This window comes from Shewanella sp. POL2, assembly GCF_000282755.1.
In the GTDB taxonomy this organism is placed as follows: Bacteria; Pseudomonadota; Gammaproteobacteria; order Enterobacterales; family Shewanellaceae; genus Shewanella; species Shewanella xiamenensis.
This window is the reverse complement of the sequence record NZ_AKZL01000013.1, coordinates 36,434-62,429: the sequence shown is the minus strand read 5'-3', so window position 1 is coordinate 62,429 and position 25,996 is coordinate 36,434. Positions and strand designations below refer to the sequence as shown.

Here is a 25,996-nt window from a genome sequence, read left to right as displayed (position 1 = left end):
TTAAAAGAAATAAAGGATCCACTTGCGTAATTTGACGTTTTTGACCCGATGTAAACCCCTTGCGGCGAGTGTGCTTTCATTAATGTTACTCGGTGGAGCCGCAAAGAGTTTTGCCAACAACGACTTGCCCGATCTGGGTACCGCCGCCGTCAATACCTTCAGCCTAGAAAAAGAAATGGTCTATGGCGATGCCTATATGCGCGTTATTCGCTCATCGGCGCCCATGCTGAACGATCCGGTATTGAGCCAATATTTAACTGAACTGGGCAACAAATTGGTCGCCCACGCCACGGGAGTCAAAACGCCCTTTTATTTCTTCTTGCTGCAAAATGATGAAATCAACGCCTTTGCCTTTTTCGGCGGCCACGTTGCGGTGCACACAGGGCTATTTCTTAATGCTGATAACGAAAGTGAACTGGCCTCAGTATTAGGCCATGAAATCACCCACGTGACCCAGCGTCACTTAGCACGCTCCCTCGAAGCGCAGCAAAAAACCGGACCAGCGACTGTTGCTGGTTTACTCGGCGCCATTTTATTAACGATTGCCGTTCCTCAAGCAGGGATGGCCGCGTTGGCAACCACCCAAGCCATGGCGACACAATCAAAAATCAACTACACCCGCCTGCATGAAAAAGAAGCCGATCGTATCGGCATGCAAATTTTAGTTGACGCGGGATTTGATCCTAATGCCTCCGCCGATTTCTTTGGCAAACTCGCCAGTCGTTACCGTTTTACCACCACGCCACCGCAAATGCTGTTAACCCACCCTTTACCTGAATCACGGATTTCCGAAGCGCGGGATCGTGCCCAGCAATATCCCCACCGTTATGTGCCGGATAATCTGAACTTCCAGCTCGCTAAAGCCCGTATTCAGGTGCGTTTTTCCAGTTATAGCGACGATGCGGTATTGAGCATGTTTGAAAAGCAGCTCAATAAGCAAACCTACAGCTTTAAAGAGGCGGCCCTCTACGGCAAAGCATTAGCACTGTTTAGATTGAAGAAGTTTGATGAATCCGAAAAAATTGTCGATGAACTATTAAAAATCGATGATAACAACTTGTTTTATCTCGATACTAAGACGGATTTGCTTAACGAACGTAAGGATTATGCCCAGGCAACTCAGTTACTCGAAACTCAGCGGAAGATGAAACCCACTTCGCAGGTGATCAACGCTAACTTAGCCAATATCTATATCGAGGCTGGTGACCCCGCTAAAGCGATTCCGCTGCTCGAAGATATGATTTTCCTCGATAAGCAGAATCAACTGCCCTATCAGTTGTTAAATCTTGCCTACAAGAAACTTGGTAACCAAGGGATGGAGTATTTCTCCAATGCCGAGTTAATGGCGCTAGGCGCTAACTATAAGGGCGCTATCGATCAGCTTAACTTTGCTTACCGCGCCTCGGAAGGTAATCCATTACAACTGGCGCGAATCGAAGCACGTATCCGCCAATTTAAACAGGCAGATAAAGAAATGGATGCCCTAAAGTAAAATCAGCCATTTTATCTCTACAGCCTATAATCGCGCCCCGAACACCCTGACGGGGCGCTGTTTTTTCTGCTATCATCCGCGCCATTGTTTTAGCCGATTGAGCATGAGTACTATGACCCAAGCAACGATTTACCATAACCCACGTTGTTCAAAGAGCCGCGAAACCTTAGCCCTACTCGAGCAACAAGGCTGCGAAATCACAATAGTGGAATACCTTAAAACCCCTCCAAGCGCCGCTGATATTCGTGGAATTTTAGCCACGCTCAAACTCAGCGCCCGTGAGTTAATGCGCACTAAGGAAGACGAGTATCAAGCACTAGGTCTTGCCAATCCGGCTTTAACCGAAGAACAACTTATCGACGCCATGGTCAAGACGCCAAAATTGATTGAACGCCCAATCGTACTGGCTAATCAACAGGCAGCCGTTGGTCGTCCACCGGAAAATGTACTGAATATTCTCTAAGTTGTTCAGGCTATTTCACCACTGTTCCAAGATGTTTAGATTAGGAAAATCATGACCTCAAGCTCTCTACTGACACTTAGCCGCTTAGGCTACCTTGCCCTTGTTCTGCTGCTGGGCGGCTGGTTTATTGGTCAAGGCATAAATGGGGAATATACCTTATTATTCAGTCTATTATGGATAGTGCCTTTATTGCTTCCCATCAAAGGCATTTTAAAAGGTAATCCTTACACCTACGCATGGGCGAGCTTTATTTTATGCTTATATATGCTGCACGCCCTCACCTTGTTGTATGTCACGACCGATGCATTGGCCTTTGCCATTATTGAGGTCCTGCTCATTGGCGCGCTGTTAGTCGCGTTCCCGTTTTATGCTCGTATCCGTGGACGTGAACTCGGCCTAGGTCTGAAGAAAAAATCCGATAAGCAAGACTAATATTCCGAATATAGTAAAGCGCGGTTGATTTACACCGCGCTTTTTATTGCCCGACACACTCTCTGCGTCAGTCCATCCGTTTTTAGTCAAAATGATCAATGCCCCGCCTATCTCCAATAATCACTACAAACAATCCATAACATTTAAGCTACCTTCGATCGCTTTTTGTAACTAAAAGAGCGTGCTATAGTCATTTTTTGTGCCAATAAATGACGGTGAATCGTGCCTGTCAAACAACAAAAACAAACAATAACAGCGAATTAATTGGAGTGAGTCATGATGGAAATATGGGGCCCAATTCGTCGATTCAGTATCATAGCCGCAGCAGCAACATTGAGCGCCTGTGGCGGCGGAGGTGATAGCAACAGCGATGGCGGCACAGTTACGCCTCCCACAACCAATGTGCCACGTTGTACCTCAGTCACACCATTAGTGACCACAGATACTGGTGCAATTCGGTTTAAGACGGAATCTCAATATGGTGTAGGACAATCCGGTGCCATTATTGCCAGCCTAGGTAATCGCGATTCGCAGGATCTCACCTTCCGTTGGCAACAACTCGAAGGCCCCAGCATTGAACTCGTTAGTCAAAATAGTCCTGTATTAGCGATGGAGCTCCCGGCCGTGGGCAGCTACCGCTTTCGCTTACAAATCACCGGCGCCAATACCAATGTGACGGGTGACATCAGCATTAATGCCGATAACAACACGGGCGGATTGCTGAATATTCGTCAAGACCATCAAGCCGTTGAGGGTAACGATGTAAGCTTGCGAATTGGTCAGCAAGCCGGCCTCAGTGCCGCCAATGTCAATTGGTGTATCGCCGAAGGCCCCGATGTCAGCCTTGACATAAGCGATCCCTTTAGACCCCTCTTTACCGCACCCGCTGTTGCTCAAGATACCTTAACCCGTCTTAGGGCATCAGCCACGATTAACGGTAATGTAGTGACAGATGAAGCCTTTGTATTAACCACGGCAGCGCCCACGATAAGCTCCAGTTACTTTGATACGCCACTTGCGCGTACTCATGCTTATCATCCAACCTCACCTTATGCCAGTGCGTTAACGAGCTGTGTGTACTCGAATCAGTTAAAAGAGGCTTGTACAATCAATCAATTGCCACTCACAGGCCAAGTTTCAGATAACCTTGATGTCGATACGATTCTTGATCGGGTATTAGTGTCCCACGATTGGATGGGGGACAATTTTGCCGCATTTTTACGGCAGATGGATCCTAATAGTGACTTTGCCCGCCTGCTACAATCGGTCACCGCAGTGGTGATTAGTTATGATGTGCGCCCATCTTTCTATTGGGTTGTTACAGGGGCGATTTATCTCGACCCCAACGACCTTTGGCTGACACCTATGCAGCGCGATACCATCAACGAAGCGCCAGATTATCGCAGTAGCTTTGGCAATGAGCTGAATTTCATCATGCCATGGCGTTACGTTAAAAATAATCAATATGCTTCACAGGGCTTCCCAATCACTACGCGCGCCACACGGACTCTGGCTCAAATTAACCCTGACCTCGCCTCACTCTTATACCATGAGCTCGCCCACGCTAATGACTTCTTCCCAAGAAGCGTGCACGCATCACTTACAGGTCCAAGACTATTGGATGACTATAGTCGCCGAAATGCCAGTAAGAGTTTGATTTCAGATCAAGTAAGCCGCAGTTATCCCCTCACGAGTACCGAAATGACTGGGCTTGCTGGAGTGAGCTTCTTGGGTGCGAAAGCCACTGCCACCCAAAAAGCCTACCAACCTTCGGATGTCAGTACGTTTTTCTCCAGTGATATCGCCAATGATTTTTACAATTATTCCAGCACCCGCGAAGACACTGCAATGCTATTTGAAGAAGCGATGATGAGCTATCGCTATCAGATCCTGCGGGATGTAGCAGTGACAAATGCACCCGATGTAATCACCGCGGATACGATTATCGTCAACTGGGGACAAAGAGGCCGCATTGGCGCCGATAATTTGCTCAACCGTGCCGCCTTAGTGATCGATGGTATGTTACCCGAGTTAGATGGTATTACCTTGCTAGCAAGCCTGCCCGAGCCCATCCCGATGACCCAAGGGCAAAGCTGGCGTCAAACATTAGGGATATCGCCCAATGCAGCCATTGTGAAAGGACAACAAAGTAGTACCGCAGCCAGTCGCGATAGCATAGCCGAGCCAGAGCTGCGCTTCAGTGGCGATCGTCATCGCCATCCGCAGCAGTAGTCACTTGATCTAAGCGAGCAGATAGACAAGATTTCAGTATTTCAGCTCATTTGAAGATATAAAAAAGCCCGTCGTAATTATGCGACGGGCTTTTTGCTAATACGGTATCAGCTCAGAGGTGCAGCATTTCTTTTGCAAAAGGAATGGTGAGTTTGCGCTGATGCACTAAAGATGCTTTATCAAGTTTATCTAACACATCAAACAGAGTACGAAGGTCTCTTGCCATTCGATTGAGCAAAAAACGCCCAACGTCTTCAGGTAATTGTAGCCCACGCATGGCAGCACGGCGTTGCAATGCTGCGAGTTTTTCATCATCAGCCATTGGCTGGAGTTGATAATTGAGTCCCCACTGCATTCTTGAGACTAAATCGGGTAATAAAAATCCGGCATCCGCAGGCGCAGACCGACCACTCACCACCAGCGCGCAATGTTTATTTTCAGCAACACGATTATACAGATCAAAAATCGCCTCTTCCCAAACTGGATGGCCTGCGATGTCGTCCACATCATCAATGCAAATCAAATCAAGTTGTTCCAAACCTTCTAATAGCGCCGTCGAAATACTCGCATGGATCCCAAGTGGCAGATAAAAGCTGCGGCGGTCGAGTTCATTCGCATGGGCACAGGCGGCATGCATTAAGTGAGTACGTCCCGATTTTACGGGTCCCCAAACATAGATAGCCGCTTCACCATGCCCCTCAGCATTAGCGCGCAGCTTTTGAATAAGTTCATCATTACCCGCTGCAGGATAATAACTATTAAAAGTTTCATCGTCTGGCAGATAAACCGGCAATGAAAGTTGTAGCGGTGAGTTTAATGGCACTCGTACGTCTCAATATCAATAAATTATCAACCCCACGCGACTGGGTAGAGTATTTCCCAGCCTCTACGAGGGAAGTTTAAGGTAACCGCCATTGATAGACAGTTTTACCTGCAGGGCTCGCACTGGCGGAAAACTCTCCAGGAGCGACCACCGAAATTCTCGGCTCTAAACTTAATAAACGCTCAAAGTCTGTCTGTGAGCCAAATAGATCTAACGAAAAGGTCACAGTGTTACCTTGAATGCGCGACAAAGTCGCATTCTTAACCGCACTCAGTTGTTTTAAATACTTTTCTACCTCAACAACTTGTGCCATTTTATCAATGTTCACAAAGGTCACACTGGCGCCAACCTGCTCACCAGAATCCGCAATAGCATACTTAGTAAAATAGTAATCCCCTAGGGCAGCCATCATCGCTGTGATCGCCTGCGCACTATTTTCAGCACTGCCATTAAAACTAAACAATGGTGGCGTTAATGAATCAATCGTAGTTTTAGAATACAGATTTAAGCGATAACGCACCTGGTTCCCTGCTGGCTCAATGGCAACAAGCGCTAAGAAATCAGCTTGATAACGTCCAGAGACACTGGCCACGATATCCGCAAACATGCCTTTGACATCGTTCGGGTTAATCCCCATGAGTTCATCAAGATCGAGGATAGGCAATAGCACAGGTATCCCACGTTCATCAGAGAAAGAGCTAAACGCCTGACGCTCGGTCGATGTGGAAGAATCACTTAATAAAATGGTGTCACCTTCACCGGGCATCGCCACCCAAAACAGGGTCAATGGACGCTGGGTGCCCCATACAGGGAGTTGTGCTTGACGCAACAAGGACACAATTCGTCTATGCTCGAAATTTGCTTTCAGCAGCAATTGACCATTTTGTTCAACATAACCAAATTGACTTAGCAAAGCATCAGGATTGGCCAACTGCGATTGGATCACGCTATTGTCCAAAGAACGGGCCGTCCCCGTGTTTTTAATGATCACTTTTTCTAAAGCGGTTTTCAACGCGCTATTACGCTCTGGAACCGCACGGGAAGTGACCGGTACATCGGCCTCATCTAATTTACTCACTTCAACAGCTTGCAGGCTATTAACGGTAAACAGGCAGTATAAAAACGCGACTAAGCTTGGCTTTAATAGAAATTTCAGCATCTTTGGGTAGTTGAAGTAACATCAGATAGTGCAAATTGTACCATAGTTCGCGCCTTTAGCGAGTCTTAGCCTTATTCGATACTCTGAATAAGGATCGCTACTCTGACAAGCCATAAAACAGTGATCGCCACCCGCAAATACATCATTTAATAAAGATCATATTGCAACAAACTGTTATCATCTCGCGGTTTACCCTAAATTTACGAGAATAATAAATGAGACGACTTGCTATTCCATTGCAGGGCGCACAAATGTTGTTTGTCGCATTTGGCGCCCTGGTACTGATGCCACTGTTAACCGGGCTCGACACCAGTGTTGCACTCTTTACCGCAGGTATTGGTACCCTACTATTTCAATTAATCACTAAACGCCAAGTGCCTATTTTTCTGGCTTCCTCCTTCGCTTTTATCGCCCCGATTCTTTACGGGGTACAAACTTGGGGGATCCCATCAACCATGGGCGGTATCATGGCCGCAGGCGCGGTCTATGTATGCCTAGGCGCCTTAGTTAAAGTACGCGGCACTGACTTTATTCATCGGCTGTTACCACCTGTAGTTGTAGGACCCGTCATCATTATCATTGGCCTAGGCTTAGCGCCTGTTGCCGTGAATATGGCGCTGGGCAAAAGTGGCGACGGCAGTCTAACCTTAGTCGCAACCAATACGGCATTAATCATTTCGCTTGTATCCCTTTGTACCACCATTGCCGTAGCGATTTTTGCTAAAGGGTTACTCAAGGTGATGCCCATTCTTGCTGGCATTATCGTTGGCTACAGCCTGAGTCTAGCATTTGGTATCGTCGATTTTGCGGTAGTCACTGCAGCAAGTTGGATCGCCATTCCAAAATTTGTAGCCCCCGAATTTAACTGGCATGCGATTGCGTTTATGATCCCTGTTGCCATTGCTCCTGCGGTTGAACATATCGGTGACATCTTGGCTATTTCCAATGTCACTGGTAAGGATTTTATGAAAAAACCTGGCCTGCACCGCACCTTAACTGGTGACGGCGTAGCAACAATCGCCGCAGCAGCCTTCGGTGGTCCACCAAACACCACCTATTCAGAAGTCACAGGTGCAGTCACCTTAACCCGTAACTTCGACCCAAGGATCATGACATGGACAGCCATCACTGCCATTACCTTGGCGTTTGTAGGTAAATTAGGGGCACTGATGCAAACTATCCCCGTTCCAGTTATGGGCGGCATTATGTGTTTGTTATTTGGTTCAATTGCCGCTGTAGGATTAAATACCTTAATCCGTAATCACGTGGACTTATCCGAGCCGCGTAACTTAAGCATTGTCGGTGTCACCTTAGTCTTCGGTATTGGCGGTATGGCCTTTGGTATTGGTTCCTTTAGCCTTACAGGCATTAGTCTTTGCGGGATTGTCGCCATTACCATGAATCTGCTATTACCTGCGAGCAAACACCACGATCGAGATGCGGCATCACACTAAGTGTTGCCCTTCAATTCCTGACTCAGTAGGAATATGGCAATAAAAAAGCCGCTAAGTTATTCACTTAGCGGCTTTTTGTTATTCTTCATCGCTCTGTGACGAGAATTACTCTGCAGTTTTGTACTTTTCTGCGGTCGCTTTGATTAATGGCTGTAATTCGCCTTTTTGGTACATATCAACCACGATATCACAGCCACCAATCAGCTCGCCTTCAATCCACAGTTGTGGGAAGGTTGGCCAGTTTGCATACTTAGGTAATTCAGCACGAATATCTGGGTGCTGGAGAATATCCACAAACGCAAACTGCTCGCCGCAGTTAATCATGATTTGGGCTACCTGAGATGAAAAACCACAGCTAGGTAATTTAGGAGAACCCTTCATGTATACAATGATTGGGTTTTCAGCGATCTGCTGTTTAATTTTCTCTACTGTTTCCATTTTAATTCCTAAGTATGATGACATTGACTCAATGCTGGCTATTGTACGACAGCTAAGCACAGAACAAAATCCCACAGTTTGTAAGGTTATGGCCTGCAATTAGTTTTTCGATGACGCCTATCTAATCAATTAGCCAAACAATGATTCACATCACAAATTTTATCGGTACAATAGTGTCCAGTGAGCACGTTTAAAAAACGATAACCTAAGACCATGGAGAGATACTAATGGCTTTCGAATTACCCGCATTACCATATGCAAAGAACGCACTAGAACCACACATTTCTCAAGAAACCATTGAATACCACTACGGCAAGCATCACAACACCTACGTTGTTAAGCTAAACGGTTTGATCGAAGGAACCGATTTCGCAGGTAAATCTTTAGAAGAGATCATCAAGACTTCTACTGGTGGCGTATTTAACAACGCAGCTCAAGTTTGGAACCACACTTTCTACTGGAACTGCTTAGCGCCTAACGCTGGCGGTGAGCCAACTGGCCCTGTGGCTGATGCCATCAACGCGGCTTTCGGCTCATTCGACGCATTCAAAGCACAATTTACCGATTCTGCGGTAAACAACTTTGGTAGCGCTTGGACTTGGTTAGTGAAAAAAGCCGATGGCACTGTTGCTATCGTTAACACTAGCAATGCTGCAACACCTCTGACTGACAGCACTGTAACACCAATCCTGACTGTTGACGTGTGGGAACACGCTTACTACATCGATTACCGCAACGTACGTCCTGACTACTTGGCCCACTTCTGGCAATTAGTTAACTGGGACTTCGTGAACCAAAACTTCGCGGGTTAATCGTCTCTCAGCGATCCTTAAAAAGAGCCCAAGTGGCTCTTTTTTATTACCTCAAAAATCATTCATCTTCGACTTCCCGTTAAACTTCACCTGATAACTACAAGTGCAATAATTGCAATTGCAATCATTTGTTATTGTTTTTATTTGATATTTTTTTGACACAGCAAGCAAGTTTGTGTCTAAGATTAGTGTAGGAAGCTGAAAATCAGTTATCCCTTCCATAACATCACTGGCGTTTCAGGGGGTTTATATGGGCATTTTCGAGCATTACCAAAAGCGCTACGAACAAAAACTCGATGAAGAATACACTTTGCAGGAATTTCTGGATATCTGTAAAGAAGATCGCAGTGCTTATATGTCAGCATCAGAGCGATTACTGCTCGCCATCGGTGATGCTGAAATTATCGATACGGCTAAAAATCCAACCCTAAGCCGTATCTTTTCGAATCGTCTCATCTCACGCTATCCCGCATTTAAAGACTTTTACGGTATGGAAGATGCGATTGAGCAAATCGTTGCCTACCTAAAACACTCAGCCCAAGGCTTAGAAGAATCTAAGCAAATTTTATACTTACTCGGCCCAGTGGGTGGCGGTAAGTCATCACTGGCAGAAAAACTTAAATCATTGATGCAAAAAGTGCCCATTTATATTCTGAGCGCTAATGGGGTAAGAAGCCCGGTGAATGATCATCCCTTCTGTCTCTTCGATGTGGACGAAGATGGTCAACTATTGCGGGATGAATTCAATATTCCCAGCCGTTATCTCAAAACCATCATGTCACCTTGGGCGGTGAAACGTCTGCACGAGTTTGGTGGCGATATTTCTAAATTCCGCGTAGTCAAAGTCTATCCCTCTATTCTCGATCAATTGGCGATTGCCAAAACCGAGCCTGGGGATGAGAACAACCAAGATATTTCCTCTTTGGTGGGTAAGGTTGACATTCGTCAACTGGAACATTACTCCCAAGATGATGCAGATGCCTATGCCTACTCCGGCGCATTATGTCGCGCTAACCAAGGGATAATGGAGTTTGTGGAAATGTTTAAGGCGCCGATTAAGGTGCTACATCCACTGCTGACCGCGACGCAAGAAGGTAACTATAACGGCACGGAAGGCTTATCCGCCCTGCCCTATAGCGGGATTATTTTGGCACACTCTAACGAATCAGAATGGTCAACCTTTAAAAATAACAAGAACAACGAAGCCTTCCTCGACAGGGTTTATATTGTCAAAGTGCCCTATTGTCTACGGGTATCAGAAGAACTGCAGATTTACAAAAAGCTCATACAAAATTCTGAGCTATCTCAAGCACCTTGCGCCCCCGGAACCATAGAAACCCTAGCGCAATTTAGCGTACTATCAAGGCTCAAAGTCCCAGAAAACTCTTCTATCTACTCGAAAATGCGAGTTTATGATGGTGAGAGCTTAAAAGATACTGATCCTAAAGCAAAATCCTACCAAGAATATCGCGATTATGCAGGCGTCGATGAGGGAATGAACGGCCTTTCTACCCGTTTTGCCTTTAAGATCCTGTCACGGGTATTTAACTTTGACCATTCCGAAATTGCCGCTAATCCAGTGCATTTATTCTATGTGCTTGAACGGCAAATTGAGCAGGAGCAATTCCCTAGCGATACCGCCGAACGTTATCTGGAGTTTTTAAAAGGCTACTTAATTCCTAAATATGTCGAATTTATCGGTAAAGAAATCCAAACCGCCTATTTAGAGTCCTACTCTGAATACGGCCAAAATATCTTCGACCGTTATGTCACCTATGCCGATTTTTGGATTCAGGATCAAGAATATCGCGATCCAGAAACGGGCCAGTTGTTTGACCGCGCCGCACTGAATGCCGAACTTGAAAAAATCGAAAAACCTGCGGGCATCAGTAATCCAAAAGATTTCCGTAACGAAATTGTCAACTTTGTCCTGCGCGCTCGCGCAAGTCATGAGGGCCATAACCCACTGTGGACCAGCTATGAAAAACTACGCACTGTGATCGAGAAGAAAATGTTCTCGAATACAGAGGACTTACTGCCAGTTATTTCCTTTAACGCCAAAACCTCGACTGACGATCAACGTAAACACGATGATTTTGTCAATCGAATGATGGAGAAAGGCTATACCAAAAAACAAGTCAGACTCCTGTCTGAGTGGTATTTACGGGTTCGTAAATCCTCTTAACTTGCGCTCACTAAAAACGAGGCTTTGGTGTTGCCAAAGCCTTCGCTGGGGTTTGGGAGGTGCGTATGGCGAACTTTATCGATAGACGGTTGAATGCGAAAGGAAAAAGCACAGTCAACCGCCAACGCTTTATCAACCGATATAAGCAACAAATCAAAAAAGCCGTCAGCGATGCAGTCACGCGTCGCAGTGTAACGGATGTAGATAAAGGTGAAAAAATCAGTATTCCCACACGGGATATCAGTGAACCTATGTTCCATCAAGGTAAAGGAGGCGTAAGAGACAGAGTTCACCCAGGGAATGACCAATTCACCCGTGGCGATAAAATTGACAGACCACCGGGAGGTGCTGGCGGCGGAGCGGGTAAAGGTGATGCCTCCGATTCAGGTGAAGGTAATGATGACTTTGCATTTGAAATCTCAAAGGATGAATACCTTGAGTTGTTATTTGAAGATTTAGAGCTACCGAATCTACAAAAAAACCGTCTCAACAAGCTCGTTGAGTATCAAATCTACCGTGCGGGATTCACCAATGATGGGGTGCCTGCCAATATCAATATTGTGCGCTCACTGCGTTCATCCTTGGCGCGCCGTATCGCCATGTCGGCGAGTAAAAAGAAATTGCTCAAAGAGTTGGAACAGGAACTGGCAGAGCTTGAAAATATACCTGGAACAAAAGCTGAGCTGATTTTGGATTTAAAAGCACAAATTGAGGAGTTAAAGCAGAAGATTGCTAAAGTACCGTTTATCGATACCTTTGACTTACGCTTCAACAACTTTGCAAGGCGCGAGGTGCCCTCAAGCCAAGCGGTCATGTTCTGCTTAATGGACGTGTCAGGCTCGATGGATCAAGCGACAAAAGATATGGCGAAACGTTTCTATATCTTGCTGTACTTGTTCCTCACTCGTACCTACAAAAACCTCGAGGTGGTCTATATCCGTCACCATACCCAAGCGAAGGAAGTAGACGAACATGAGTTCTTCTATTCCCAGGAAACTGGCGGCACCATAGTGTCGAGCGCCTTGAAATTAATGCACGAAATTCAACAGGCGCGTTACCCTGCCAATGAGTGGAATATTTACGCCGCGCAAGCATCCGACGGTGACAATTGGGCCGACGATTCACCAACCTGTAGGCAATGGTTAGAACAAAAAATATTGCCACTGGTGCGCTATTACAGCTACATCGAAATCACCAATCGTGCCCATCAAACCCTGTGGCGTGAATACGAATCCCTAAAACAACACTACGACAACATAGCGGTACAACATATTCGTCAAGCCGAAGATATCTACCCTGTCTTTAGAGAATTATTTAAAAAACAGGCGGTTTAAGGGGGCTCTATGGGGATTAAAGAAGCAAAAACACGTACAGCCTTAAGCGATGGTCCAGACTGGAGCTTTGAGCTGCTACAAAGTTATTTAAAGGAAATTGAACGGGTGGCAGCAATTTACAAATTAAACGCCTATCCGAATCAAATCGAAATCATCACCGCAGAGCAGATGATGGATGCCTATGCCGGTATTGGGATGCCCATAGGCTATACCCATTGGTCTTTCGGCAAACGCTTTATCGAGACCGAACAAGGCTACAAACGTGGGCAAATGGGGCTCGCCTATGAAATCGTGATCAACTCCAACCCTTGCATCGCCTATCTCATGGAAGAAAACACCATCACAATGCAAGCATTAGTAATGGCGCACGCTTGTTTTGGACATAATAGTTTTTTTAAAAACAATTACCTATTTAAAACCTGGACCGATGCGAGTTCGATTATCGACTATTTGGTGTTCGCTAAAAACTATATCAGCGATTGCGAGCAAAAATACGGTGTCGAGCAAGTTGAAAGCGTGATTGACTCCTGCCACGCCTTAATGAACTATGGCGTTGATAGATATAAACGTCCTGCTGAAATCTCTTTTAGGGAAGAACAAGCGAGGCAAAAAGACCGCGAAGCCTATCTGCAAAGTCAAGTAAACGATCTGTGGCGAACTATTCCTACCTATCAACAACAGCAACCTTCAACCACAAAACGTCGATTCCCTGCAGAACCGCAGGAGAATATTCTGTACTTTATCGAAAAAAATGCACCGCTACTGGAGCCTTGGCAACGGGAAATTATTCGGATCGTACGCAAAATGGCACAGTATTTTTATCCGCAAAAACAAACACAAGTCATGAATGAGGGGTGGGCAACCTTTTGGCACTACACCATTTTGAATCATTTATACGATGATGGTGTCGTCACTGACCGTTTTATGATGGAGTTTTTGCAAAGCCATACGGGCGTCGTAGCGCAGCCTGAATATAACAGCCGATACTACAGCGGTATCAATCCCTATGCCCTAGGGTTTGCGATGTTTACCGATATTAGGCGCATCTGTGAGGCTCCGACTGATGAAGACAAAGCCTGGTTTCCGGATATTGCGGGGAGTAATTGGCTCGAAACCCTACACTTTGCGATGCAGAACTTTAAGGATGAGAGTTTTATCAGCCAATACCTGTCACCAAGAGTGATCCGTCAATTCAAGCTGTTTGGCATCCATGATGATGAAAAACGTAACTATTTATCCGTATCCGCCATCCACGATGAACAGGGCTATCAAGATATTCGTAATTTATTATCGCAGCAGTACAATTTGTCTAATATTGAACCCAATATTCAAGTGCATAATGTTGAAATAAACGGCGACAGATCCCTTACGCTAAGGTATGTTCCCAACAAAGATATCCCGCTTGCTAATAGCTACAAAGAAGTGCTCAAGCATCTGCACCGTCTTTGGGGTTTTAGTGTTAGCCTTGAACAAGCCAACGCTGATAATAGTATTACATTATTAGCTACATGCCCTGAGCAGCCCAAAGCGGACTGATAATCCGTGGTAAGACAACATACAAAAAAGCCGTTTTAGCGAAAACGGCTTTCATATTTTATTTGGCCTGATGTTAACAAGCACCCAGATAGTGAATGCTCAGTGTCAGCTACGAATGCGAATCCTGTTGAGCAATTGAAGACGGCATATCATCACGCAATTGCAGCCACATTTTGCCACTATTGATCCCATAGGTACGCATTAATGCAGGCACATCAAGATAGTTTTTCGCTTTCGCTAACAGTTCTAACTCTTTATAAAAATTAAGTGCCAACTGACGAGCCTCTGGACTACTAAAATAGTAACGCCCAACTCGACTGTACAGCCCTTTAAAGCCGTTCAATATCAATACATATAGTGGATTACCCGATGAGAAAGCTAAGGTATGATGTAACAGATAATCATACTCAGCAAAGGATTCAGCGGTATCCTCTAACTGATGGATTTTAGCCAATACTTCCATCGCAGTATCAGGGCTGTTGCGCAGTGCGCCACGGAAATAAATTGCACTCACATTGGTACGAGCAGAGAGTAATTGGTCCACTAGTACAGGGAAGCCCTCAGGGTTGAGATCTGCAATCGTCTCAAGAATATTCAGACCCGAAGTTTCCCAAAAATTATTGACACGAGTCGGCTTGCCATGTTGAATTTTCAACCAACCATCACGCGCTAAACGCTGTAACACCTCACGCAACGTCGTCCGGGTCACGCCGATCAATTCAGAAAGCTCACGTTCAGCCGGTAAAATGGACCCTGGAGGAAACTTATTTTCCCAAATCGATCTTACAATATACTTCTCTGCAAAACTTGCAGGTCCTTTGGCATTGATAATCATCAGCCCACTTATCCAGTTGTTGTGCTTTAATAATGGTCACTGATCATACCAGAGCGGTAAAAAATGGAAACCATTGACTGAAACTCCCCGCTTCATCAGCGTACAATTGTCACAAAAATGTTTAATAAATCGACACAAATCAATAGCAATTGTACCAATTTTGCCGATTAGCTCCGCTTTTTGAAATCTGGGTTTGAGTAACTCGTTACATTAGCATTCTCTTTAGGCTAGACTGAATCCTAAAACATATGTCACTAACAATAACTTGTGAAATTTAAAACATAATTAGAAGAGAGGATGCCATGCCGATGACAATGAGTCAGGCGTTTATTGGAAACTTCTTAGGTAACTCACCTAAGTGGTACAAGATCGCAATACTGTCGTTTTTAATAATCAATCCAATACTCTTTTTCTATGTCAGTCCCTTTGTGGCTGGTTGGGTATTAGTGCTTGAATTTATTTTCACCCTAGCAATGGCGTTAAAATGCTATCCATTACAACCCGGCGGTTTGTTAGCCATCGAAGCGGTTGCAATTGGCATGACTTCAGCCAGTCAAGTGCTACACGAAATTGAAGCTAACCTTGAAGTGTTATTATTGCTAGTGTTCATGGTGGCTGGCATTTACTTCATGAAGCAACTGCTGCTATTCGTGTTTACTAAGATGATCACCAAAGTCCGATCTAAAATCTTAGTGTCTTTAATGTTTTGTTTAGCTTCAGCATTCCTATCCGCCTTTTTAGATGCTTTAACCGTTATTGCAGTAATTATTACCGTTGCAGTGGGCTTTTACTCTATTTACCACAAAGTTGCCTCGGGTAAAGATTTCTCTGCCGATCATGACCATACCTCAGAAGATAAAAACGAGGAAGGTGATGCCCAACTCAACGAAGCTGAGCTGGAGTCCTTCCGTGGCTTCTTACGTAACCTATTGATGCACGCAGGCGTTGGTACCGCATTAGGTGGCGTGTGTACTATGGTTGGCGAACCTCAAAACTTAATTATTGCCGCCCAAGCTAACTGGCAGTTCGGTGAGTTTGCAATTCGTATGTCACCAGTTACCGTGCCGGTCCTGATTGCTGGTATCTTAACCTGCTACTTAGTCGAAAAATTCCGTATCTTTGGATACGGTGCGCAATTACCTGATGCTGTTCATAAAATCCTCTGTGACTATGCAGCCTATGAAGATGCACGTCGTACCAATAAAGATAAAATGAAGCTTATTGTTCAAGCCATTATTGGGGTTTGGTTGATTGCAGGTCTTGCGTTACATTTAGCCTCTGTCGGCTTGATTGGTTTATCCGTGATTATTTTAGCCACTGCGTTTAACGGTATTACCGATGAACATGCCCTAGGAAAAGCCTTCGAAGAAGCTCTCCCCTTTACGGCGCTGTTAGCGGTATTCTTTGCCGTGGTCGCAGTGATTATTGATCAACAACTATTTGCTCCCGTGATCCAATGGGCGCTGAACCACGAAGGCAATACCCAATTAGTGATTTTCTATATTGCTAACGGTTTACTCTCTATGGTCAGTGATAACGTGTTTGTGGGGACGGTCTACATTAACGAAGTCAAAGCGGCTTTGATTAATGGTCAAATTACCCGCGATCAATTTGACCTGTTGGCTGTGGCGATTAACACTGGAACTAACTTGCCTTCAGTTGCAACACCCAATGGTCAAGCTGCATTCCTGTTCTTACTGACATCAGCACTTGCACCACTCATCCGCTTGTCCTACGGCAGAATGGTATGGATGGCATTGCCTTACACGATCGTCCTATCGGTTGTGGGTGTAATGGCGATTGAAATGGGTTTCTTAGAGCAAATGACGCAGTATTTCTATGATTCCCATGCAATTTTGCACCACAGTGTTAAGGAAGCCTTAGCGCCTGCGGCAGCTCACTAACATAAATATCAGAGTTGACTGAACTTTATGAGTTCAGTACAGTCAAACAAACGCCCTATCTTCAAGGGCGTTTTTTGTTGATACGGAGTTCACTTTTGACAGCATTCACTCGCTTTGCCCATTCCCGTGCATCTTGGTTTATTCTGACAGGCTCTGCGATTGTCCTTGAAGCGGCCGCTTTATATTTTCAATACGTGATGAAATTAGATCCCTGTGTGATGTGTATCTACCAAAGACTCGCTGTATTCGGTATTTTGGCTGCAGGACTTGTGGGAATGACGGTGCCAAAGTACCGTATCGTTCGAATTTTGGGAGCACTGGGTTGGGCAATAAGCGCAACATGGGGCCTAAAGCTAGCATTAGCCTTAGTGGATATGCAAAACAATCCCTCACCGTTTTCTACCTGCTCGTTTTTACCCGAATTTCCAGCCTGGATGCCACTGCATGAATGGTTTCCTGCCATCATGATGCCGACGGGTATGTGTACCGATGTGCCATGGCAATTTATGGGAGTGACAATGGCCGAATGGATGGTCGTTGCCTTTAGTGGTTATCTAGTGATGTTATTACTGTTTATTGTGCCAATTCTCAGCGGCTCAAATAAACCGTCACTCTATAAATAAGTTTCAATAGGCAGACTTAAGGTCTGCCTTATTTTTATGCCTCTCCATTTATAACTTTAGTTAGTGTTATGACTTAACTTTGATTTAAGCCAATGGCAATTAGATCAAAAAAAGCTAAACTGGCTCAATGATCGCGGCATTTGGACCCCGTATAACATGGATAAACGGCCTATCTTTGCGCCACAAGCCTCGTTAACCCAATGGCAAAAAAGCCTGCCGTTTAAGCTCAGCTTGCTCCAACTCATCATCGCCAGCATACTGATTTTCAGTACTGCTTGGGTCATCCTTAATATCCAGACCCAACAAATCAGTGAGCAACAGACGTTGCTTAATCAGAATCACGGTCAAATAATTATTGCTAAACTGCAGGAGATGACCTCACAAGTCGAAAATCAAGTGAATGCGATTAGTCAAATCGCCATGCTCTACCGCCATGAACCTGAACAGCTCAGTAAAAGTATTCCCGTTTTACTTTCGATAGAAAGTCAAAAAGACATCATCTCTGGTGGCGGTATTTGGCCTGAGCCAGGCGCATTTAATCGGCAAAAGTTCCGTGACAGCTTGTTTTGGGCGCACAATATTCGCGGTGAGTTGGTTGCGATAGACAGCTACAACAGTGATAACTTCCCAAGTTATCATACTGAAGAATGGTATCGACCAACCCGTTTTTTCCCCGCAGGTAAAGTCTTTTGGTCTAAATCCTATATCGATCCCACAACCCATGAACCTATGGTTACCGCATCAAGCGCCATGTGGGTAGATCACCAATTTATCGGTGCAGCTACCACGGATATTAGTCTAGAAAAACTCAATCAGCTGTTACGCAATGCCATGTTGGATGTCAGTGGCTATGTCGTGGCTATTGACCATCAAAATCAAATACTGGCTTTTCCTAATCGTGATAATACACGCCAATCTCAGTCTGATACGACACACCATTTAATGAGCTTTGATGCGTTAGCTAAAGTAGAGCACGCTTTTACTCCTATAGCATCAGCGCTTCAGTTGGCAGATCGCAGTTTTATCGACCAAGCAATTGCTGAGCGCGTTTTTACTCAAGAGCAAATGGATAATCTCACTCGATTAAGCAGCGATAATGAGCGAGAAATGCTCTCTGCAATTGTGAATGACAACGCGAAAAACCATTTCACAACCCCCCGACGTATCGCTTCAATCGCATTGACAATGGATCCTGTCCTAAAGGCGCCTTCACTCGTTTCTGTTTTTCTTATGCCCCATACTTATTGGAAAATTTTAGTCGTCACACCAGTCGCACCGTTACAAGACACCGCTAAAAAACTGATTGAAAAGGTGGGGCTTTCTTTAGTCGCAATCCAAATGCTAGGCCTTATATCCTTGTTCATACTGCAACATAGGCTAATCATGGCTCCTATAATGGAAATGGTCAGAGCGCTTAAACGCAATGACTCTGCCTCCATCGAACTCAAAGCCAAAGAGCGCCATGACGAAGTCGGATTACTCGCAAAGACTTTTTTATCGCGTACTCAACAGCTTGAAATCGCTATGGCGAGTTTAGATGCCAGCAATCTCGCACTGGAACAACAGTTACTTAGTCAACAACATGTTCAACAGGAATTGAATCGACATAAGGAACAATTAAGATCTTTATTAGACTTTGCATCTACCATCATTTATATCAAAGACTTAAATGGCAGATACACCTTGGTCAATCATAAATATTGTGAAGTACTCGGTATCGAACGGCGAAAAATTATCGGTGCCATGGATTTTGAACTCTTCCCAGCTCCTCTCGCTCAACTCTACCAACAGAACGATCAACGGGTAAACCATCGCCACGATGCTCTGCATTTTGAAGAGCCAATACCAACTCCCCGTGGTGAAATTATTTACCAGATGACTAAGTTTGATATCCGAGATGATGAAGATAATTCTATTGGCGTTGGTGCAATTGGCTTTAATGTGGATCTCAAAAAGCGCCAAGAGAAAGCACAAGAAAAACTGCTAGAACAACAACAGCAACAAATAAAGGAACAGCAACATCAAACTCAGTTAGCCCAGCAAGAACTCGCCTTAATGAGGGAGCAGATAGGTGAGCTCAATCATGAAATTACACAGCAAATCCAACTCAACCTCAATAAACAGCAAAGTCTAAAACTCATGCAGCACTTCCTCGCCGAAGTGATTAATCAAATGATGCAAGAGCAGGATCGCCTCCTCGCTCAAGTATGTCAGATTCGTCAAGGTGAATATGTCGACCAGTCTGCTAAAGCGGTGCATCTCATGAGTCAACAGGCCGTAAGATTAAGACAAATATCGCAGCTATTTACTGATCAACATAGTGAAATACGACCGCTCCATTTAGCGCAGTTTCTCCAACATTTGCTCAGCCTATTACAGCCACAATTACTCAAAGCACAGGTGAAAGTAAATCTTAACTGCGATGAACTATTAATTATCGATGGTAATGCTTGGCAATATTTGCAGTTTTTCTATCGATTGCTTAATAACACTCTACAACACGCATTTAAAGAGCATCATCAACATCGCGAAATACTGTTGCAACTCGATAAACGAGGTAATGAATTACATATACTGCTACAGGATAATGGTGTGGGGATCTCGACAGCTCATCTTGAGCAACTCAGGCATGACATACTTCAAAGACAATGCACAGGAACGCTATCCTGCCTCAATTTGTGGATAAAATATGAGTTAAATGGCGAGCTAATCGTAAACAGCGAACTCAATCTAGGCACTCAAATCGAGTGCTATTGGCCGTTGGCTACGGTGTAACAGCTCTTTGCCGCCCGGCTCTATGCTTTACAAATTAAGCATCAACAATCCGAGCAGTTACTCTCTGTTACAGTGCAATCACTTTGTCGTCGTCTAGCCATTCCTTAGCCAGTACACGCTCATTTTCGCCAAAGACTTTAACCGGACAAGGCAACATAAAAGCTAACGTATTGACCATAGTCCCAAGCATTTGCGTATCCGCAATCATCACTACCCGCGCGAAATCACTGAAATGGAACACACTGAGTAAAGCATCGTCCCAAAGTGCTCCAACTGTAACACCCATAAAATCAGCACTAAATTCATACCATAAACGAATACAAGCATGATCCAATAACTTAGCTTCAATGGCCGGAAACAAAATGGTTTCAATATCCTGATGCGTTACCTGACCGGAAACAGCAATGGTTAATAAATCATCGGCATAGCTAGGACATATGGTTAACATTATGCATCTCCCTTCGTATATCACCCAAAAATATCGTTATAGAGTAAAGATATACCCTGTAAGCAAAGATGCTTAAACAACTGGTGATTTTTCTACGGCTCGGAAAGCAAAATAAGCAGAGTGATAGCTTATCTCCCCTAACCACATAGGCTTTTGTGCGAATATCGACAGAAAACAGAAAAATGAGCACAAAGGGTTGTTACTAACAACGGCAATCAATCCAGCGTGAAGAGACAAGCCATGATGGAAAAACCAATATGCAATTGCTGAAGGCAAGGAACGGGATTAAAACACGACTTCAATTCCCAAGAGCTAACGATAAGCAATGGGAGTAAGAGTAACCCGATGACTAGCCTCAAACATTAAGCATGGGATTGAAATTTTGCGATCTCTTGATCAAATAAATTTTTGATGAGTCCTGAAAATTCAGTGATAAACAGCGTTTGCTCAGGTGTTGCCCTATGATTGGCTACAGAGGCGAGAATTTCCTCGAGATCATACACAATGGCATCGACCTCACGGATAATGGTATTACGCTCACTAAAGGAGAGTGACGGATTTTGACCACAGACCATAATAATCTGCGCGGATAATTGTTCCTCAAACAATTCCATCACAGTATCGTCGGACACATTTTGGGTATCAGGCGTTTCGAACAAGCCAAGGTGCTCAGTCAAATACTGGATTAAATGCATGTAACCGTCTTTATCTGTGACCATTTTTAACCCTTAAAACAACTAAATCGAGCGCCATTAAGGACACTGTTAACATCTAAAAAGCCTCAACATCCACCCATTAAGTGGTCAGTATGAGCATTATACGTCAGCCACCTCATAACCTTATCTTAAACAACAGCTGACGTATTGATCTAAACCAATCTTATTGTTGTTACTGAGTTAAGGTTAGTACAAACGACACCGGAACGGCTTGGCTAATACTAGATAAACCTGCAATATCACGCAACTTATCAACCCCTGCAACCAAGCCAAATTCATTGGCATTGATAATTATCGGCTGAAAACTACTAACCATCAGTTTATTATCAGATACTTTGGTCAAAATTACCGAAAAAGTTTTTGTTTGCTGTTTTCCATGCAGGGCAATTTTGCCCTCGATGTCAACAACCTTTGACTCATCCACGGCAAGCGCTTTGAGCATTTGACTATCGACTTGGGCACTCAAGTTAAGTTCAGGATACAATGACACTTCAAACAATAAGTGCTGCATACGCTCATCACGCACATCAATACCCGTTGCTACGCTTATCAGCGGAATTGTTAGCTCAAATTGGCCAGTATCCTTCAGAGTACCTTTTAGCTGCTTAAAATGATGAACCTCAGCAATATCCCCCTTTTTTACCGACACGAAACTGACCCTAGAATCCTGCTCAATCACTTGCCATTGGGCAACGGAGCTGAAGCTGATCAACGTCGATAATGCCGCGATTCCTATCCATTTATTCATCGTATCCATCCTCAATTGTGAGTTGTAAGATCCAGCAGCTCCTTGTTATGAAGTACAAAGCTGCTCAGCACTTAGCAAACCGTGACAAAGATCACCTAAGCTTCACTAAAGATACTCTTTTTATTGATTAGCGACCAGTGAACTATCATTTTACCCGCACAAGCCATTTGTCTAAACTATTGGCAAAAGCCTGCTTATCGGCCGCAGACAAAGTATCAGGTCCACCTGTATGTACACCCGATGAACGTAAATCTTCCATAAAATCACGCATCGTAAGCTTTTGGCGAATATTGTCAGTGGTGTAGAGTTCACCGCGGGGGTTGAGCGCCAGCGCGCCCTTTTCGATCACTTGCGCCGCCAACGGGATATCGGCAGTGATGACTAAATGTGTGGCCTCAACATGGTCGACAATGTATTGATCCGCCACATCAAAGCCTGAGCCAACACGCACTTGACTGATATACGGTGACGGTGGCACCCGTAGCATTTGGTTCGCCACCAGCACTAGCGGCAGCGCCTTTCGCTCAGCTGCGCGAAATAAAATCTCTTTAATTGGGTTTGGGCAAGCATCGGCATCCACCCAAATCTTATACTGTCCCACGCTTACGCTCCTCGCCTATTAAGGTGCTAAACGGTCAATGACCCATTCATCCGCTTGGCGAGTGTAGAGGAAACGATCGTGTAGGCGATGTTCCCCTCCCTGCCAAAACTCAATACTCGAGGGCTTGACTAGATAGCCGCCCCAAAAGCTCGGTAATGGTACATCGCCCTTGGCAAATTTGGCTTTCATTTCAAAGAACTTACCTTCGAGTACTTGTCGTGCGCTCAGCTTACTCGACTGCTGCGACACCCAAGCGGCAATCTGGCTATCCTTGGGGCGGGTCATAAAGTATTTCAGCACTTCGGCGGTAGAAAGCGGCTGCGCCTCACCGAGAATCGACACTTGGCGTTCAATCGGATGCCAAGGAAAATGTAGACTCACTTTATTATTGGCCGCAATCTGCTGAGCCTTGCGACTGCCCAAGTTAGTGAAGAACACAAAACCTGTTTCATCAAAACGCTTTAACAGTACAATTCGTTGAAAAGGTTGGCCATGTTCATCCACTGTGGCAACACACATCGCGGTAGGATCACTCAGCTGCGCATCTCTGGCTTGTGTCATCCACAATTCAAATAATTGCATCGGGTTTTGGGGTAAATCGGCGCGTCTTAAGCCACCTTTGGTGTATTCACGGCGAATATCACTGAGATCTGTCATCGGTTTTCCTTTTTATAAGCGCACAATGATTGCTATCTGTGCAATCTGCGGATAGATCAAGTTTATCATGGCTCCGCCAGAAAACCGCGCCCAACCAAGATGAACCCTCAACAAAAACGCCTTGCTAAGCAAGGCGTTTTACTCATCAAATCAAACTCGCATTAGGTATTGGCAGCGAGCAGCGCGAGCAATTCGTCTTCGCCAATCACCTTCACGCCTAGCTCCTGCGCTTTGGCAAGCTTGGAGCCCGCCGCTTCACCCGCCACTAAGCAATCGGTATTTTTCGACACACTGCCCGCCACTTTGGCGCCTAAAGCCTGTAACTGTGCCTTAGCATCGTTACGGTTAAGCTGATTTAAGGTGCCCGTTAACACCCAAGTCTGCCCCTTCAATGGTTGCTCATCGGCACTTGGCGCTGCAATCGCAGGCCAGTTGACACCAGCCGCAATCAAAGCATCGATCACTTCTAGGTTATGGGGCTGAGCAAAGAAATGCGCCACGTGCTGGGCAACCACTTCACCAATATCTTCAACTTGAATGAGTTGCTCAATGGTAGCTACGCGCAGTGCCTCTAGGCTACCAAAGTGTGTCGCAAGGTTCGCCGCCGTGGCCTCCCCCACCTCTCGAATGCCTAAGGCATAGAGGAAACGAGGCAAAGTCGTGGTTTTAGCCGCTTCAATCGCCAGCGCAAGATTGGTGGCCGACTTCATTCCCATTCGGTCGAGCATGGTCATCATAGAGGCGGTGAGTTTAAATAAGTCCGCCGGGCTTTGAACCAACTCCTTATCAATCAACTGCTCGACGATTTTATCGCCCATGCCGTCGATATCTAATGCCTTACGGGAGGCAAAATGTTTGATCGCCTCTTTACGCTGCGCCTCACAGAATAAGCCACCGCTACAACGGGCAACGGCCTCACCTTCTAATCGCTCAACCAAACTGCCGCAAACGGGGCAATGTTGCGGGAAGGTAATCGCCTTAGCATCTTCAGGGCGACGCTCTGGTACTATGGCCACAATTTGCGGGATCACATCGCCGGCGCGGCGGATAATCACGGTATCGCCCACCATCACACCTAAACGCTCGATTTCATCGGCATTGTGCAAAGTCGCGTTCGAAACCGTCACGCCGCCGACAAACACAGGTTTTAGGCGTGCGACCGGAGTCACCGCGCCGGTGCGGCCCACTTGAAAATCTACGCCTTCGAGCAGCGTCATTTCTTCTTGCGCGGGGAATTTATAGGCAATTGCCCAGCGGGGAGATTTGGCCACAAACCCTAAGGTTTGCTGCTGGGCGATATCGTTCACCTTCATTACCACACCATCGATTTCAAAGGGTAAATCGCTGCGGCGAGTCAATATATCTTGATAGTAGGCAAACACTTGGCTGAGTTCGTCGCAGACTTTAATCTCGCTACTGACTGGTAGCCCCCAAGATTTAAGTTGCTGCAATTGCTCGTAATGCGTCTTAGCTAACTCGTGGGAAGTCGGCTCCACCACACCTAAGGCGTAGGCATAAAAAGACAGCGCCCGTGACGCGGTAATTTTACTGTCGAGCTGACGTAAGCTGCCCGCCGCCGCATTACGCGGATTTACGAACAGTTTTTCATCCTTTAAGCGTGCACGCTCATTTAGCGCCTCAAATGCCGCCTTGGGCATAAAGGCTTCGCCGCGCACTTCGACCAATTCGGGATAGTTGTCACCACGCAGTTTGAGCGGAATCGACTTAATGGTTTTAACGTTTTCGGTAATATCTTCGCCCACAGTGCCATCGCCCCGGGTCGCGGCGCGCTCAAGCACCCCATTGCGATATAAAATGCTCACCGCCAAACCATCGAGTTTCGGCTCACAGCAAAAACTCACTTGCCCCACTCTGTCGCTGACACGCTTATGAAATGCACTAAAGTCCGCCTCATCGAAGGCATTATCAAGACTTAACATGGGTTTAAGGTGAGTAATTTGTTCAAACTTTGCCAGCGCCATGCCGCCCACTCTTTGGGTAGGCGAATCGGCAGCAACAAACTGAGGATACTCGGCCTCAAGCTGTTTCAGCCGCTGCATTAATCTGTCGTATTCTGAGTCAGTAATGCTTGGCGCATCGTCGACATAGTAACGAATATTGTGTTCATTCAGAGATTGGCAGAGCGCCTGCATCAATGGCTGCGCATTTTCCGACGTAACAGCTTGTGAAAGCAGTTCAGATAGGCGTTTATCGAGTTGAATGTCTTGCATATTCATTATCCAGAATTCTTAAGCATCAAAAAGTTGCAAAAAATGAGGCCGCATTTAGCGGCCCCATCTGTCCATCACCGCGGTCTCGCGGCGGTGCA

At 45.4% G+C, this 25,996-nt stretch carries 22 protein-coding genes; 12 read left to right on the top strand and 10 right to left on the bottom strand.

The window, feature by feature from the left end:
* Window positions 1-22 precede the first annotated feature (22 nt).
* From SHEWPOL2_RS05305 to SHEWPOL2_RS05290, 4 genes are all read left to right on the top strand, one after another.
* Window positions 23-1,492: a M48 family metalloprotease gene (locus tag SHEWPOL2_RS05305; RefSeq protein WP_037426781.1), complete on the top strand. Its 1,470-nt coding sequence runs from the start codon at window positions 23-25 to the stop codon at window positions 1,490-1,492.
* A 112-nt stretch (window positions 1,493-1,604) separates the two neighbouring features.
* Window positions 1,605-1,955 carry an arsenate reductase (glutaredoxin) gene (gene arsC / locus SHEWPOL2_RS05300; RefSeq protein WP_037419889.1) on the top strand — a complete coding sequence of 117 codons (351 nt, stop codon included), beginning with the start codon at window positions 1,605-1,607 and terminating at the stop codon, window positions 1,953-1,955.
* A 51-nt stretch (window positions 1,956-2,006) separates the two neighbouring features.
* On the top strand, window positions 2,007-2,387 hold the full coding sequence (locus tag SHEWPOL2_RS05295) for a DUF2069 domain-containing protein (protein WP_037426780.1): 381 nt from the start codon (window positions 2,007-2,009) through the stop codon (window positions 2,385-2,387).
* Between the two features lie 279 nt (window positions 2,388-2,666).
* Window positions 2,667-4,619, top strand: coding sequence for a hypothetical protein (locus tag SHEWPOL2_RS05290; RefSeq protein WP_037426811.1), 1,953 nt, complete (start codon window positions 2,667-2,669; stop codon window positions 4,617-4,619).
* A 112-nt stretch (window positions 4,620-4,731) separates the two neighbouring features.
* Here SHEWPOL2_RS05290 and hda read toward each other — a convergent pair whose 3' ends face one another.
* Window positions 4,732-5,442, bottom strand: a complete 711-nt coding sequence (hda, locus tag SHEWPOL2_RS05285) for a DnaA inactivator Hda (protein ID WP_037419883.1) — start codon at window positions 5,440-5,442, stop codon at window positions 4,732-4,734.
* A 76-nt stretch (window positions 5,443-5,518) separates the two neighbouring features.
* Window positions 5,519-6,601: a DUF2066 domain-containing protein gene (locus tag SHEWPOL2_RS05280; protein ID WP_037426779.1), complete on the bottom strand. Its 1,083-nt coding sequence runs from the start codon at window positions 6,599-6,601 to the stop codon at window positions 5,519-5,521.
* 215 nt (window positions 6,602-6,816) lie between these two features.
* On the opposite strand from SHEWPOL2_RS05280, the gene SHEWPOL2_RS05275 reads away from it, so the two are divergent.
* Window positions 6,817-8,055, top strand: coding sequence for a uracil-xanthine permease family protein (locus SHEWPOL2_RS05275; RefSeq protein ID WP_037426776.1), 1,239 nt, complete (start codon window positions 6,817-6,819; stop codon window positions 8,053-8,055).
* Window positions 8,056-8,160: 105 nt separating this feature from the next.
* Here SHEWPOL2_RS05275 and SHEWPOL2_RS05270 read toward each other — a convergent pair whose 3' ends face one another.
* Complete coding sequence (locus SHEWPOL2_RS05270) at window positions 8,161-8,493, bottom strand: Grx4 family monothiol glutaredoxin (protein ID WP_007649079.1); 333 nt, start codon at window positions 8,491-8,493, stop codon at window positions 8,161-8,163.
* A 227-nt stretch (window positions 8,494-8,720) separates the two neighbouring features.
* On the opposite strand from SHEWPOL2_RS05270, the gene sodB reads away from it, so the two are divergent.
* From sodB to SHEWPOL2_RS05250, 4 genes are all read left to right on the top strand, one after another.
* Window positions 8,721-9,305 carry a superoxide dismutase [Fe] gene (gene sodB / locus SHEWPOL2_RS05265; protein ID WP_011622352.1) on the top strand — a complete coding sequence of 195 codons (585 nt, stop codon included), beginning with the start codon at window positions 8,721-8,723 and terminating at the stop codon, window positions 9,303-9,305.
* A 250-nt stretch (window positions 9,306-9,555) separates the two neighbouring features.
* Entirely contained in the window at window positions 9,556-11,490 is a 1,935-nt protein-coding gene (locus SHEWPOL2_RS05260; RefSeq protein ID WP_037419872.1) for a PrkA family serine protein kinase, read from the top strand.
* A gap of 65 nt (window positions 11,491-11,555) precedes the next feature.
* A complete protein-coding gene (locus tag SHEWPOL2_RS05255) occupies window positions 11,556-12,824 on the top strand; it encodes a YeaH/YhbH family protein (protein ID WP_037419869.1) in 1,269 nt (422 codons plus the stop codon).
* A 9-nt stretch (window positions 12,825-12,833) separates the two neighbouring features.
* Complete coding sequence (locus SHEWPOL2_RS05250; RefSeq protein WP_037426773.1) at window positions 12,834-14,360, top strand: SpoVR family protein; 1,527 nt, start codon at window positions 12,834-12,836, stop codon at window positions 14,358-14,360.
* A gap of 109 nt (window positions 14,361-14,469) precedes the next feature.
* Here SHEWPOL2_RS05250 and fadR read toward each other — a convergent pair whose 3' ends face one another.
* The gene (fadR, locus tag SHEWPOL2_RS05245) at window positions 14,470-15,195 is read right to left on the bottom strand and encodes a fatty acid metabolism transcriptional regulator FadR (RefSeq protein WP_037419862.1); all 726 of its coding nucleotides are present in this window, start codon (window positions 15,193-15,195) and stop codon (window positions 14,470-14,472) included.
* Between the two features lie 302 nt (window positions 15,196-15,497).
* On the opposite strand from fadR, the gene nhaB reads away from it, so the two are divergent.
* From nhaB to SHEWPOL2_RS05230, 3 genes are all read left to right on the top strand, one after another.
* The gene (nhaB, locus tag SHEWPOL2_RS05240; protein ID WP_037426770.1) at window positions 15,498-17,099 is read left to right on the top strand and encodes a sodium/proton antiporter NhaB; all 1,602 of its coding nucleotides are present in this window, start codon (window positions 15,498-15,500) and stop codon (window positions 17,097-17,099) included.
* Between the two features lie 95 nt (window positions 17,100-17,194).
* The gene (gene dsbB / locus SHEWPOL2_RS05235) at window positions 17,195-17,722 is read left to right on the top strand and encodes a disulfide bond formation protein DsbB (RefSeq protein ID WP_037426767.1); all 528 of its coding nucleotides are present in this window, start codon (window positions 17,195-17,197) and stop codon (window positions 17,720-17,722) included.
* Between the two features lie 156 nt (window positions 17,723-17,878).
* Window positions 17,879-20,497 (top strand): cache domain-containing protein, encoded by a 2,619-nt coding sequence (locus SHEWPOL2_RS05230; protein WP_037426764.1) that lies wholly within the window; start codon window positions 17,879-17,881, stop codon window positions 20,495-20,497.
* Between the two features lie 67 nt (window positions 20,498-20,564).
* Here the strand turns inward: SHEWPOL2_RS05230 and SHEWPOL2_RS05225 are convergent, their stop codons facing one another.
* The 6 genes from SHEWPOL2_RS05225 to ligA form a co-directional block, all read right to left on the bottom strand.
* A complete protein-coding gene (locus SHEWPOL2_RS05225) occupies window positions 20,565-20,945 on the bottom strand; it encodes an STAS/SEC14 domain-containing protein (RefSeq protein WP_037426761.1) in 381 nt (126 codons plus the stop codon).
* Window positions 20,946-21,307: 362 nt separating this feature from the next.
* The gene (locus SHEWPOL2_RS05220) at window positions 21,308-21,664 is read right to left on the bottom strand and encodes a DUF3802 family protein (RefSeq protein ID WP_037419846.1); all 357 of its coding nucleotides are present in this window, start codon (window positions 21,662-21,664) and stop codon (window positions 21,308-21,310) included.
* 169 nt (window positions 21,665-21,833) lie between these two features.
* Window positions 21,834-22,409 carry a YceI family protein gene (locus SHEWPOL2_RS05215; protein WP_037419949.1) on the bottom strand — a complete coding sequence of 192 codons (576 nt, stop codon included), beginning with the start codon at window positions 22,407-22,409 and terminating at the stop codon, window positions 21,834-21,836.
* 145 nt (window positions 22,410-22,554) lie between these two features.
* Window positions 22,555-23,010 carry a YaiI/YqxD family protein gene (locus tag SHEWPOL2_RS05210; protein WP_037419843.1) on the bottom strand — a complete coding sequence of 152 codons (456 nt, stop codon included), beginning with the start codon at window positions 23,008-23,010 and terminating at the stop codon, window positions 22,555-22,557.
* A gap of 18 nt (window positions 23,011-23,028) precedes the next feature.
* The gene (gene pdxH, locus SHEWPOL2_RS05205; protein ID WP_037419840.1) at window positions 23,029-23,667 is read right to left on the bottom strand and encodes a pyridoxamine 5'-phosphate oxidase; all 639 of its coding nucleotides are present in this window, start codon (window positions 23,665-23,667) and stop codon (window positions 23,029-23,031) included.
* 161 nt (window positions 23,668-23,828) lie between these two features.
* Complete coding sequence (ligA, locus tag SHEWPOL2_RS05200; protein WP_037426809.1) at window positions 23,829-25,898, bottom strand: NAD-dependent DNA ligase LigA; 2,070 nt, start codon at window positions 25,896-25,898, stop codon at window positions 23,829-23,831.
* Window positions 25,899-25,996 lie beyond the last annotated feature (98 nt).

Bases quoted from the DNA above. Each gene is read 5' to 3' on its own strand.
- SHEWPOL2_RS05275 (WP_037426776.1), top strand. From the start codon at position 6,817: ATGAGACGACTTGCTATTCCATTGCAGGGCGCACAAATGTTGTTTGTC.
- SHEWPOL2_RS05215 (WP_037419949.1), bottom strand. From the start codon at position 22,409: ATGAATAAATGGATAGGAATCGCGGCATTATCGACGTTGATCAGCTTC.
- nhaB (WP_037426770.1), top strand. From the start codon at position 15,498: ATGCCGATGACAATGAGTCAGGCGTTTATTGGAAACTTCTTAGGTAAC.
- SHEWPOL2_RS05255 (WP_037419869.1), top strand. From the start codon at position 11,556: ATGGCGAACTTTATCGATAGACGGTTGAATGCGAAAGGAAAAAGCACA.
- pdxH (WP_037419840.1), bottom strand. From the start codon at position 23,667: ATGACAGATCTCAGTGATATTCGCCGTGAATACACCAAAGGTGGCTTA.
- SHEWPOL2_RS05250 (WP_037426773.1), top strand. From the start codon at position 12,834: ATGGGGATTAAAGAAGCAAAAACACGTACAGCCTTAAGCGATGGTCCA.
- fadR (WP_037419862.1), bottom strand. From the start codon at position 15,195: ATGATTATCAATGCCAAAGGACCTGCAAGTTTTGCAGAGAAGTATATT.
- SHEWPOL2_RS05260 (WP_037419872.1), top strand. From the start codon at position 9,556: ATGGGCATTTTCGAGCATTACCAAAAGCGCTACGAACAAAAACTCGAT.
- SHEWPOL2_RS05270 (WP_007649079.1), bottom strand. From the start codon at position 8,493: ATGGAAACAGTAGAGAAAATTAAACAGCAGATCGCTGAAAACCCAATC.
- SHEWPOL2_RS05225 (WP_037426761.1), bottom strand. From the start codon at position 20,945: ATGTTAACCATATGTCCTAGCTATGCCGATGATTTATTAACCATTGCT.
- SHEWPOL2_RS05220 (WP_037419846.1), bottom strand. From the start codon at position 21,664: ATGGTCACAGATAAAGACGGTTACATGCATTTAATCCAGTATTTGACT.
- ligA (WP_037426809.1), bottom strand. From the start codon at position 25,898: ATGCAAGACATTCAACTCGATAAACGCCTATCTGAACTGCTTTCACAA.
- SHEWPOL2_RS05290 (WP_037426811.1), top strand. From the start codon at position 2,667: ATGGAAATATGGGGCCCAATTCGTCGATTCAGTATCATAGCCGCAGCA.
- SHEWPOL2_RS05230 (WP_037426764.1), top strand. From the start codon at position 17,879: ATGGATAAACGGCCTATCTTTGCGCCACAAGCCTCGTTAACCCAATGG.
- arsC (WP_037419889.1), top strand. From the start codon at position 1,605: ATGACCCAAGCAACGATTTACCATAACCCACGTTGTTCAAAGAGCCGC.
- SHEWPOL2_RS05295 (WP_037426780.1), top strand. From the start codon at position 2,007: ATGACCTCAAGCTCTCTACTGACACTTAGCCGCTTAGGCTACCTTGCC.
- sodB (WP_011622352.1), top strand. From the start codon at position 8,721: ATGGCTTTCGAATTACCCGCATTACCATATGCAAAGAACGCACTAGAA.
- SHEWPOL2_RS05280 (WP_037426779.1), bottom strand. From the start codon at position 6,601: ATGCTGAAATTTCTATTAAAGCCAAGCTTAGTCGCGTTTTTATACTGC.